Origin of the sequence: Paenibacillus dendritiformis, from assembly GCF_015845845.1 — a bacterium.
In the GTDB taxonomy this organism is placed as follows: domain Bacteria; phylum Bacillota; class Bacilli; order Paenibacillales; family Paenibacillaceae; genus Paenibacillus_B; species Paenibacillus_B dendritiformis_C.
In genome coordinates this window covers 1-11,200 of record NZ_LDIG01000201.1, presented here as the reverse complement: position 1 = coordinate 11,200, position 11,200 = coordinate 1, and the positions used below count along the sequence as shown (strand labels likewise).

Genomic DNA, 11,200 nt, shown 5'->3' with positions numbered 1-11,200 from the left:
CCGGCTGCGGGACGATTACCAGAGCTTCGCCGACCTGTCTACCGAATTCAACACGCTGAATGTCATCCATGTGCCGCATGCGGGCATCGGGCAGAGCACCTTGTCGCCCTTCATCCTGCGGTACTTCGCGCAGGAGCTGCTGAAGACCCGCGTCGAACATGCGCATGACGCCGCCTTCGCCATGCTGTGCCTGAACGGCGGCGCGGTGGAGCGTGACGTCATTCAGCATTACCTCGGCCAGCGGCTCGGCACCGGCTACCGCGAGCTCACCAACGATCGGCTCTACGCCGGCCTCCGCCGGGTGCTGAGCGAAGCGGGCAGCGGCCGGGCCATGGCGCCGGACATGCGTCCCGGCGGGCGGCAGCGGGTGATTGTGGATTGATGCTAGGCAGAAGAATAGATCCAATCATTTTGCCCGGAAACAGAATTAGTTAATGGGACACAGGGAGGACACTTTCATGGGGGATAAGGTAATAACATTCGGAAATATTTATGTGGCCCCGTTTGAGTTTATCAATTTGCAATCGTTAAAAGTAGTGAAAAAAATGAACGATCATGTCCGCTTGACCATTACAGGCATGATTCCGGAGGAACATAAGGACAGTTATGTTCATATGGCGGACTCGGGAACATATATGAGGGTTTCGTTGGCGGATGAGTCTGGCAAACCAAAATATTGGTTCCAAGGCATTGTCATCCGTGCCAATGTTACATCTGTACGAGGCATTTATTACCTGGCGGTAGATGCGATTTCCCATACTTACTTACTGGATATCAAGCCTAAAAAGCGATCCTTTCAAAATCCGCAGATGTCTTTTGCCGGGCTTATTCGATCCGTGCTGTCCGGGTACAGTAAGGCAGACTTTATCGATTCATCCACTCAAAGCCGGAAGCTCGGCACGTTTTTTATGCAGTATGAGGAGACCGATTGGCAGTTCCTTAAGCGGATGGCCTCACACTTTTATACCGGTTTAGTTCCGGCAGCCGCCTTTACCCACCCCAAATTCTACTTCGGTCTGCCTCAAGGTCAGAATAAAGGTAAACTGGAAGCCTCTCATTATACGGTCCAGAAGCGGGCTGGAGAATATCAACGGGCTCTTGAGAATCGGCTCCCTGGAGTAACCGATCAAGATTTTGTCGTATATGAAGTTGAATCTAACCGAGTGTTAGAGATCGGAAATGAAGTAATTTTCCAGTCCCGATCCCTTGTTGTTGGAGAAGCCGTAACAGAATTGAAAAACGGTGTGTTGACGCACACATACAAGCTGTTTCCTCGCAGAGGTCTGCAGTGCAAGAAAATATACAACCATAAAATCATTGGAGCCTCTATTCAGGGACGGGTCATTGAAGTGAAGAAGGATACGGTTCGGGCGAAGCTGGATATGGATGATCAGCAGGATCAGAGTACAGCGCATTGGTTCCCGTATTCGACGATTTATGCTTCGGATAACAATACGGGCTGGTATGTTATGCCGGAAGTGAATGATCAGATCCGCATCTATTTCCCAAGCAAAAAAGAAGCGGACGGTATTGCCATCAGTTCCGTTCTCAAGGAGTCGCCGGAGACGAAACTCCCGCCAAAAGCCAGCAGCAGTAGCCCAGGAGAAGGGGTAAGCCACCTAGGGACCGAACAGTCCGACCCGATGGCCGACCCCTCAACCAAGCGGTTCCGGACCAAGTATGGAAAAGAGATTTTGTTGGCTAAGGATAAAATCGTTATCTCTTCCCAAGACATGTCGATCACGATCAGCGATGAACACGGCATTGACATTATAAGCAGCAAAAATATAAACATCACAGCAGCAAAGGATATCCTAATGTCATCCCAAAATATTCGCATCCAGGCAGGCAAAGTAGAACTGTCCGGTAATGACAATACGATTACGTTGGAAAATACCGTGGAAATGAAGGGTGCGGAAGTCAAGATGAACTAGGAGGCGAATCAGGGTGGATAAGGAGAAAGCACGCCAACATTTGTACGATCAGGTGTTTCTGCCTGCGTTAGCGGAACAGGTCTACGCGCTGGCACACTTCTTCGAGGGGAACCAAGAGCGGCTGGCCTCGGAATTCATAGAATCCTTCCGGGACATATGTACCCATATTGCAGCAATGCAGAAGTTCCAGGAAAAGGCCCCGATCGGATTCATTCATTACTCCATGCTGCGGACGTCTGTGCTGGAACGTGCGCATACCTACTTGATTGAGGCGTATTCCGATCAATGGTATTGGGATCGTGAGGCATGCTATGCCCGATATGATGCAGGATGGGCGCTGCAAGGCGCTTCCGCTCTCATTGAACGATTGGAGGAGCGCCGTCCCATGTATATGGGCATTCTTCACCCTGCAGATGTGGAGTATATGGTGCTGCAGCATTTGGACTGTTTTACCCAATTCGTGACGGCGCTGATGCGTCTGGCCATGCCACAGGCGGTTAAGTTGCCCGAGTATCAGAACATAAAAAAAGCGAATCGGTTACGTATCCGGATCGGTGAATTGATGGATATAAGCGAAGATGTGCATGTGGAAGAGTGTGTTAGGAAGAAGGAGAAGGAAGCAAAAAGACTGTTGTCTGAGCAAGGAGCGGCTTGCGCCTATGAGTCATTCGCCGGCATCCGGCTGGCCTCCATTGTCGTTAAAGAAATGGATCTTCGATATAGCAATTTTAGTGAGAGCGATCTGACAGCGGCTACCTTCCACGCTTGTGTGCTTATCGGAACGAACTGGAACGGCTCCGTCCTGCACCGTGCGGACTTTAGTAATTCTTTGCTCCATGACGCTGATTTTCGTGGATCTGATCTGCGGGGGGCGATTTTTACCCGCGCGGAAGGTCAACAGCAGGAAGAGGGTTTTCACCGTCTGCCCGGCCTCTTAGGGGTACGGTTTACGAATGCCGATTTGGAGGAGGCCGTTTTTACCGATGCGCGTTTATACGGGGCAGATTTTCAAGGAGCCAATTTACGGAATGCCGTCTTTCTCCAAGAGGATCGCGAACGGTACCGGTTGAGTCCGGAGCAGATCGCGGCCATCAACTGGATTGACGGTTAGCACGAGGTTTGAAGGGGGGCGAAAGGATGCGCGACTACTATTTGCTTATAGACGACGATCGGATCAGCCGCAAGATCAGGCCGCAGGGACTGCCACACGATCTCGCCTTCGATCGGCTGCCGCCGATATCGTTGCTGGATATCAATGAGGACAATAGCGGTATGGGTGATTATGTCGACTGGCTCGATAAGCCAAGGCGGATGGTCTCGGATCGCATGAAAGCAATCCTGGAGCAATACAATCCTGCTTTGTCCGTGAAGCGGACGGATCTTATCGACAGGAAGAACAACAAGCACAACGTGTATTGGGTGCTGCAAGTGCCTGAACTGGAGTGTCTTTCCCCGGAAAGTGAGTTCCACCGCAACGGAACGGTGAAGAGACTGGTGTTGGATCATAAGCGCGTGAAGGAGCATCATTTCTTTGCGATTGCAGGCATAATGGAGCCTTACATCGTGGTGAGCCTGGAGGCAGCGGAAAGCCTGCTGCGCCGAGGGTTGACCGGCTTTATGCTGCGCAAAGCAGAGCAGTGGGACGGAGGGCGAGACGATGGCACATTGGGATGAACAATTTCTGAAGGTATCAAATAATCTGCGCGCTCAGGAGCAGATCGCGGCAGCGGAGGAGCAGGCGGTGCTTCCGGAGGTTTGGGAAGCCCAGGTACAGCATGGAGTTGTCGAAGACGGAGGACGGTTGATCGAGATTGAGGACAAGGAACTGCTCGGCGGTCGGGCGAGTATTCGTTTGCCTCGCTCCATGCAGCTCATTCCAAGAGGCGTGGTGCAACGAGAGTTCCCCAGCGCGGGGGAACAAGATGTTTTTACGAATGAAGACAGAACGGTCATATTCGGGTTGAGCGTGAGGGAGCACCATTTATCGTGGGATGACATGGATGCGCTGAAGACGGCGATGACGGTCACGGCTAAGGAACTTCGATCCGATGTTCAGTTACTGCAGGAGGATATCATCGAACTCCAATCAGGGGGGATGGTGTGCTGTGAATACGCCCTTCCAGCGGGAGATGCGATGTATTATTTGATAATGTTCGCGACGATTTGGGATGAGAGAGCGGTATGGGGAAGCTTTCATTTTACTGTGAATGATCTCTTGTTATGGCAGCCGCTCTCTCACGCGCTAATTCGTTCCTTGCAATTCCATGATCGGGCGCGGCCGTAAAAAGGAAGGAGGCAGATCACATGCTTCAAGGATTGCTGTTATCACTGGCATCAGGGCTATTTAGCGGCGAACATTCCTATGTCGTGCGAGGCGCTACGGTAACTTGCAGCAAGGGGACCGATCCCGGCGTGTTGAACTTGCCCGAAGATCATGGTGTCTATATCAAAGGCGAGCCGGTGATGAATATTGCCGATCATGTTCCCGGCAAACATATCGGATGCTTCGGGTTTTGCGAGACTTCAGGCGGATTGTGTGTTCCCCAGATTTATGAGAAGTGGACGGGAGGAAAGCGAGACGTGCTCATAGACAATGAGCCCGCTTTGTTAAGCAATTCCAAGCTAAGTTGTGCCAATAAAGGAATCATTTCAATTGAGCAGGATGGGCAGAAGTGACGTTACCTCAACGGAAAGGAGGGCGTATATGCAGAGCGTGAAAGGCGTTACGACTTATCAGGATCTGCATCTGGTATGGCCGTTCGGGGCAATACGGCTTGACCGGCTGGAACTGATTCACCAGGCAGGCGAACATGCCATACTGCGCTTTACTGGCATCGCATCTGAGGAGAGAATCGATGAGATCATCGGAAGCCCGATGAGTCAAGAGCGGATTGAACTTCATTCAGTGGCAGACCAGTCAAAGGGGCGACCGCTGTTCATGGGCAGATTGACTCATGTGGAAGTGAAAGTTGTACGCTCCATTCATTATATTGAGGCCGAAGCGGTGTCGCATACGTATGCGATGGACATTGCCGTGAACACACGGTCCTTTCAGCAGCCGGATCGTTTGTATCGGGAGATCGCGCAAGAAATCGTCGGCGCTTACACTGGCGGAGAACTGATCGACAATGCGTTCAGCGAGCGGCAGCTAGGCAAGTTTATCATGCAGTATGAAGAGACCGATTGGGCATTCCTGAAGAGACTGGCATCTCATGCGGGAGCGCTGGTGGTCCCGGATGTGACGGCGCATAAGGCGCGATTATGGATCGGATTGCCCGAGGGGAGGCGACGAATCCAACTGGACGCTCATCATCCCTACGAGGTCAATCACGCGGTTGTCCCGTATACAGCCAAATCTGTCGACGGTACCGCAAGCGTGCGGGAGTATCGTTATACGACATTTGAACTTGAAAATGACGAATGCCTGGAAATCGGAGATAAAGTACTGCTGGCGGGGCAGACATTCGTGATTACGAGGCGGACTGGCGTCATGCAGCAAGGCGTCTTCCGATGGAGATATGTATGTGCGGCGCCAGACAAAGTGAAGCGAAAAAAGTCGTTCAATAGTACCATTATCGGTGCGGCTATCGACGGAACGATTATTCAAGTGAGCCGTAACCAGGTAAAGCTTCATCTGGACATGGACAAGCAGCAGGATGCGAGCAAGGCGCAGTGGTTTCCCTATGCGGCTGAAGGCAATCAGATCTTATACTTGATGCCAGAACTGGGGACCCGGGTGAAGCTGTACTTCCCAAGTGCAGATGAGGATGAAGCGATGGTTATCCAGTCGGTGCGTGTAGAGCCGCAGGGCGATTATGTGGAGAAGCATGAGCGGAAGATGGCAGACCCTGGTGTCAAGTCTTTCGGCAATCCGCAAGGCAAAGAGTTTACGCTTGGGGACAAGGAATTATACATCACTGCACAAGAGGGCAAACTGTATATTTCGATGAATTCCTATTCGGGTGTGAACTTGAGCAGCGCCATCAACATACAGATTCAGGCGGCAGGAGATCTGAGCTTCCACGGGCAACAGATTCAGTTGCAAGGCATGGATGGGCTGTATATAAGCACGCCGTCGGTTACAATGGAATTAGCCGAGGAAGTTAGCGTCCGCAGCGACGAGATTCAGCTGGATGCGGAGAATCGCCGGCAACACGGACCACTGATGAGCGAGTTCGAGGAGGATCTGGCAAAGTACGGAGAGACAGCTCTCTCTGCTTGGAGAAGAACGAAGAATTTCGTCGGCAGAGCGGTTGGCGTCGGCGGGGCGGTCAAGGATTGGGCAATGGATGTTTTGAAGTTCGCCAATGATGCGGGGGAAGTCGCTCTAACGAATGCGCTCTCATTCGGAATTCAACATAGTCTTAAAAGCTCCGGGATCGAGATTGAAGGTGTAGAAACGAAGGCAGTCGCAGATGCTTTGTCCGATGCGATGATCCGAACGGTGAGTGAAGGGATAAACGGGCAGGAGGTTGCCCCCCTTGCGGAGCGAAATAGTATCGTCCAAGGCATCGCTAAAGGGAAAACATATGCAGCGGATATATGGTCCCGCGAAAAATCATTTAGTGACGTATTGTCGGATGGGGCAGAGATGGTTGATAACAGTGTCATTCAACCTATTAGCAAAGCATCCGAACTGGAAGTCTTCAAGTTAGACTTACTGACGACGAGCTATGAGCAAAACGTGGAGGCGGGCAGGGTTGCTGGGGAAGGAGGCCTCGTCCTTGCGGACACAGTCTTGACTTTAGGGACTGCGGGTGAATATGCCATAGCCAAGAGCGGGAAATTAGTGAAGATGTTTTCCGGTGCTGCCGAGGATGTAGCTACTGGTGCCAGAAAGTTGCCTGACGGGGGGGCTAGTGGTAAAATACCCCTTCATCCTTCCATTTCCCATCATCCTAAGAAGAAAGGTCCACCCAAGGATGGCAAGTTCAAAACGCATGCGAAGAGCCTAGGGGAACGGTTCGAAGAGTTGGAGGCGGCTATCGGGAAGCTGCTGGGGAAAATGCCGAAAGACTTGACGGATCGTATGCCTTTCAAGGTCGCGTACAAGCAAACGGCCGGGACAAACCAAAGAGTTCCGATTATTGTAAAAAATTCAGATCATCCTATGTACTCCAAAGTGGATGGTGGAAATGGCGGAGGTTCCGGGCGTCGTGCTGGGGGGACGCAAAAAGCTAAGTTTTCATCTAATTTAGAAGATCATATTAAAAAAGTTGATCCTAATGTTCCGCGTAAAAGAGGTATAGGTGGGGCGCATAACAAAGATGAGTTTATGAAAAATGATGTAAATATTTTAAATGTGAAGAAACATGAAAGTATGCCAGGGGTGGAAAAGATAACATATCAGGTCCCTTCACTAGATGCTAAGACTGGTCAAAAAACAGGGTGGAGAGCAAAGCCGTTTGATAAAACTGTATATGACCCCAAGGTAATCTCTGATGAAGAGTTTATTAAACGAGGAAAAGAAGCTGCAAATAATGCCGCTTCAGGAGGTACCTTAGGTAGAGAATGGGAAGGCTATGACAGTCAGGGCATAAAATGGAGAGGATATACTGATGAAGATGGAGAAGTTACATCATTTTATCCCGAATTATAATTGAAAGGATGCAAACAGATATGAGCAGAAAATTAGCAGAATCTCAAATGTTGAAAGATGACCATTTCCCTGTTGTGGCATTTTTCAACGCGATCACTGACGATAACTTTGTAAAATTGATTGAGCACTTATCCACTGGCGTAGGTTATGGTATTAATGCTGTAGATTGTACATTCCCAAATGATCTTGAGCCTGATGATGATCCTTTTGAAGGGGTGATGTTTGCTCTGCATAATGAGGAAATTATTGTAGATTATCAGACATTCTATTATTATCTTGAGCAAGCATGCAATATGTATTTAAAGGAATATCCTCAAGATGAGGAAACCATCAGTAACATATTAAAAAGAATTGTTGAGAAATATAGTTTGGAAAGAAAACATTGAGCAAGAGACAACCGTCCAAAATAATTTAACAAAATCAGTTTCAAGGTTTACATCGTAATAGCAGGGTTCGTACAATACAACCAACAAACCAAACACTTAAAACTTGACAAACACGTTTAAACCAACTTTCAAAGGCTTATTCCACTTGAAAAATGAGGAGGAATGAGCCTTTTTTGCATGTCCAAAATCAAAGGAGGAAAAGGGAAATGGCAAAACAAGTACAGGAAAAGGCGGGTCTAATTGCTCAGGCACAGGAAGAGTATGAGGCAATCGTAGAGGAAGTAAGGGAATACTAAGTGTGTTAGCCCGTCAGAAAAAGGAATTGGAAGTAGCAAAGGAAGAAGCGGCGGCGATGATTCGGCGGGCAGAGGAACGAATACAGGAAACGGAACAGCTATTAGCTTCACAACGTGCAAAGCTGGAAGAATTGGAGGGGAACAAAATTGAGTAGGAAGTTGATAAAAGGATTTGAACCGCTAGAAGAGATTATTGAGTCGGCAAATGAAGATGGATTTATAGAGATTGTAGATGATGAGGATATTATTGAATTGGTGATGGAGGACAAGCCGAATGAAAGAACTAAGCCCTGAAGCATTAGAAGCACGCCGCCAGTACGAAAGAGAGTACAGACGGAAGTGGCGGCAAAAACCTGAAAACAAAGAAAAGCAAAGAGAGTACGAGCGCAGGTATTGGGAGCGCAAGGCAAAGCAGCCCCACGCTCTTATAGCGCAAACCGTATCAACGTGTAAAGCAAGGACATATTACCCGACAAGGAACGAAACCACGATACAAACCAAATAAGAATGTCGCAGGAGGAATAACAAAATTGACGGAGCATGAGAAATTCTTATGGGAAGAACTGAGCATGGCAAACGAAAGCCATACGAGAATCCTAAACTTGTTAGAATGCTATATCGACTTTGTCGTTGGAGTAGGATTGCAAGACGAGTTTCATGCCTACCTGGCAAAGAGAGTTACACATAGCCGAAATGGATGATGAGATAAAAGCTGGGGGTGTATAGTCCTCCCCCGGTCGGGGAAACAAACCTCATGAAATAAGGTAAGGGGTGAAAGGATGGAGAAAAAGCTCTGCGGAGCAAAGACGAGAAGCGGCGAGCCTTGCCAGAAAGCGGCGTTGCATAATGGGCGGTGCAGATTGCATGGTGGAAAATCAACGGGGCCGAAAGACCGTTCCAAGCTAAAAGGCAACAAAAACGCGCTGAAACATGGGCTGTATGAAACGATCTGGCTGGATACGCTGACAGACGAAGAACGGCAACTGTATGCAAGAGTATCAACCGACCCGACAGCCCAAGTGGAAAACGAGTTCAAACTGTCCGACATACGCATCCGGCGCATGTTGCAACGTATCAAGCAGGAAGAAGAAAAGGACAAGCCGAATCAAGCCGCTATCCGAGTCATTGAGGACGCGATCACGAAAGTACAGATGAACAAAGCTGCACTCATTCGGGAAAACAGCAGGCTGTTAGAAATGAACGAAACAAAAAGCGATGGAGCATTAGACCAACTGGCAGAAATACTGGAACAGGCGAAAAAAAAGTATCAAAAATGATGCGGGAAGCAAACAAGGCAGACAGCTTTGTTCGCTTCCTTTTTTGTGGTTCGCTCAGGGGATACGCCAAAATAAAATGACAGTTGGCTTACCACGATCACGGTTGGTGAATGGTAAGAAGGATAAAAGGAATTGTAATTTCCTTAATCTGGGTCGTATAGTGTTTACAAAAAAGGAGGAACTGGACGTGGGTAACGTGACAATGAAGAAAGTGGTTGGATACGCTCGTATATCTTCAGATAGCCAGATCGAGAATACTTCCATAGCGGAACAGGTAAAAAAGATTGAGGCGTACAAGTGAGGGTTCGTTTTTTTAATAGGTCTTTGAGAATGTCCCTCTCCAAGGCTTGCTCTGCATAGAGTTTCTTGAGCTTCTCATTCTCTTTCGCAAGCGCAGCATAATATTCTGCAGTCGGGACAAACTTCGCTTGCTTCATACTAGCCCCATCCAGTTGATCCAGGTCCTTACGATTTAATTCTCTAGCCCATCGCAGTACCATCTTTGGATCAAGCTCATGTTGCCTTGCTACAGCGGTCATGTTGCCGATTTCCTTCCCTTTAGCAACTACCATCTTTTTGAAATTAAGATCATACTGTTTCTTCTTCATTTCGTTCCCCTCCGCCTCAATATTATTGTATCGGAGTAAGGGGCGTACTGTCCAAGTTTATATAGGGGCTAAATAGGACTCATGGGCAGTTAGAATTTCAATCAACAGCGGTGACTATTGACACCAAGGAGAATAAGAGTACGAAACTTTTATAAATATCAGTTAGAGAAATCCAATGGTACTTAGGGGGTGATTTCTTGCTAGACTCAGCTCTAATAAAGACACTTATAAAAGAATGTTCTGAACTTGAACCAAACGATCCAAAAGTAAATGAAATCTGGGAAAGGATGACTGAGTTACTGAGTGTTAACATTATAGAACCCATTGTATTTTGATATGTTCTCCACCATTCAGAAAAGCTAGATTACAAGGAGCTAATTTTTAGGCTCAATCTCAAAATCAGTGCTTGACTATCAGCATATCAACCGGTGACGGTTGCATTCGATAAGAATACCTGCTTTATAACGATTGGGATTTCGCATAAAGTAATGGCGACGTTGAAACGCTTTAATGCGATTATGACGGCCTTCTACGGTCGCGTTTGTCCAGCGACATTGATGATAATTCACGATTTCCTCTTTCCAATTTCGCATCGTCCCCAGCGTGCTGCGTACCGTTGCATGGTCGATCTGATCGCCTTGCTCGCACCAACGCTCAAATCCGAGTCGGGCAACAGCATAGCTGGGCGAGCGGTCATACCAAGTTGTGAAGGCTTCTTTCCACTCCCACACGCTGCGCAGAAGCGAAGAATAATTCAGTAGCGTTTCCAGTCGTTTTCTGCTTTCTTCACTCAGCGATTCCGCTGGAGGATTCAGCAAACGATGGTTCGCTTTCAAATACGCTCGCGCTCGCGGCGATAAGGTATGCTGAACCGTTTTTCGAACTTCTTGCACGCTTTCGATTACATAACCGTGGACATGAAAGCGATCTGCGATGCGAATCGCATTCGGGAAACACTCGCTGATCCAGGTATGGTAAGCCTGGGCCAAATCCATGACCACTGCTTTGGGATTCAGCCGAAGGAAGTCGGGATGCGCCTGGGCATAGGCACGCAATTCCTCCAGTTTCCTACCCGGCAGCAGATCCAGCATCGTTTCGCC

13 protein-coding genes and 1 pseudogene are annotated in these 11,200 nt (G+C 48.6%); 12 read left to right on the top strand and 2 right to left on the bottom strand.

Going from position 1 to position 11,200, the window contains the following annotated elements:
* The 12 genes and pseudogenes from ABD76_RS20425 to ABD76_RS20370 all read left to right on the top strand — a co-directional run.
* Positions 1-382, top strand: a pseudogene (locus tag ABD76_RS20425) (DNA and RNA helicase); the annotation flags it as partial.
* 76 nt (positions 383-458) lie between these two features.
* Positions 459-1,934, top strand: coding sequence for a phage baseplate assembly protein V (locus ABD76_RS20420; RefSeq protein WP_197258976.1), 1,476 nt, complete (start codon positions 459-461; stop codon positions 1,932-1,934).
* A 13-nt stretch (positions 1,935-1,947) separates the two neighbouring features.
* On the top strand, positions 1,948-3,045 hold the full coding sequence (locus ABD76_RS20415; RefSeq protein WP_197258975.1) for a pentapeptide repeat-containing protein: 1,098 nt from the start codon (positions 1,948-1,950) through the stop codon (positions 3,043-3,045).
* A 26-nt stretch (positions 3,046-3,071) separates the two neighbouring features.
* The gene (locus ABD76_RS20410) at positions 3,072-3,608 is read left to right on the top strand and encodes an imm11 family protein (RefSeq protein WP_197258974.1); all 537 of its coding nucleotides are present in this window, start codon (positions 3,072-3,074) and stop codon (positions 3,606-3,608) included.
* Positions 3,592-4,218: a hypothetical protein gene (locus ABD76_RS20405; protein WP_197258973.1), complete on the top strand. Its 627-nt coding sequence runs from the start codon at positions 3,592-3,594 to the stop codon at positions 4,216-4,218. Before ABD76_RS20410 ends, ABD76_RS20405 begins: the two co-directional genes overlap by 17 nt.
* A 20-nt stretch (positions 4,219-4,238) precedes the next feature.
* Positions 4,239-4,610: a DUF4280 domain-containing protein gene (locus ABD76_RS20400; RefSeq protein WP_197258972.1), complete on the top strand. Its 372-nt coding sequence runs from the start codon at positions 4,239-4,241 to the stop codon at positions 4,608-4,610.
* 28 nt (positions 4,611-4,638) lie between these two features.
* The gene (locus tag ABD76_RS20395; RefSeq protein ID WP_197258971.1) at positions 4,639-7,533 is read left to right on the top strand and encodes a CdiA family toxin C-terminal domain-containing protein; all 2,895 of its coding nucleotides are present in this window, start codon (positions 4,639-4,641) and stop codon (positions 7,531-7,533) included.
* Between the two features lie 20 nt (positions 7,534-7,553).
* Complete coding sequence (gene cdiI, locus ABD76_RS20390; RefSeq protein WP_242069683.1) at positions 7,554-7,919, top strand: ribonuclease toxin immunity protein CdiI; 366 nt, start codon at positions 7,554-7,556, stop codon at positions 7,917-7,919.
* Between the two features lie 298 nt (positions 7,920-8,217).
* Positions 8,218-8,370: a hypothetical protein gene (locus tag ABD76_RS20385; protein ID WP_197258970.1), complete on the top strand. Its 153-nt coding sequence runs from the start codon at positions 8,218-8,220 to the stop codon at positions 8,368-8,370.
* Positions 8,363-8,509, top strand: a complete 147-nt coding sequence (locus ABD76_RS20380; protein ID WP_197258969.1) for a hypothetical protein — start codon at positions 8,363-8,365, stop codon at positions 8,507-8,509. Before ABD76_RS20385 ends, ABD76_RS20380 begins: the two co-directional genes overlap by 8 nt.
* Positions 8,490-8,720, top strand: coding sequence for a hypothetical protein (locus ABD76_RS20375; protein ID WP_197258978.1), 231 nt, complete (start codon positions 8,490-8,492; stop codon positions 8,718-8,720). Before ABD76_RS20380 ends, ABD76_RS20375 begins: the two co-directional genes overlap by 20 nt.
* A gap of 274 nt (positions 8,721-8,994) precedes the next feature.
* Positions 8,995-9,492 (top strand): HGGxSTG domain-containing protein, encoded by a 498-nt coding sequence (locus ABD76_RS20370; RefSeq protein WP_197258968.1) that lies wholly within the window; start codon positions 8,995-8,997, stop codon positions 9,490-9,492.
* Between the two features lie 164 nt (positions 9,493-9,656).
* On the opposite strand, the gene ABD76_RS20365 is transcribed toward ABD76_RS20370, so the two are convergent.
* Both ABD76_RS20365 and ABD76_RS20360 read right to left on the bottom strand, forming a co-directional pair.
* A complete protein-coding gene (locus ABD76_RS20365) occupies positions 9,657-10,100 on the bottom strand; it encodes a transposase (protein WP_197258967.1) in 444 nt (147 codons plus the stop codon).
* A gap of 413 nt (positions 10,101-10,513) precedes the next feature.
* On the bottom strand, positions 10,514-11,200 hold a 687-nt coding region (locus ABD76_RS20360), incomplete at its 5' end, for a transposase (protein ID WP_197256362.1).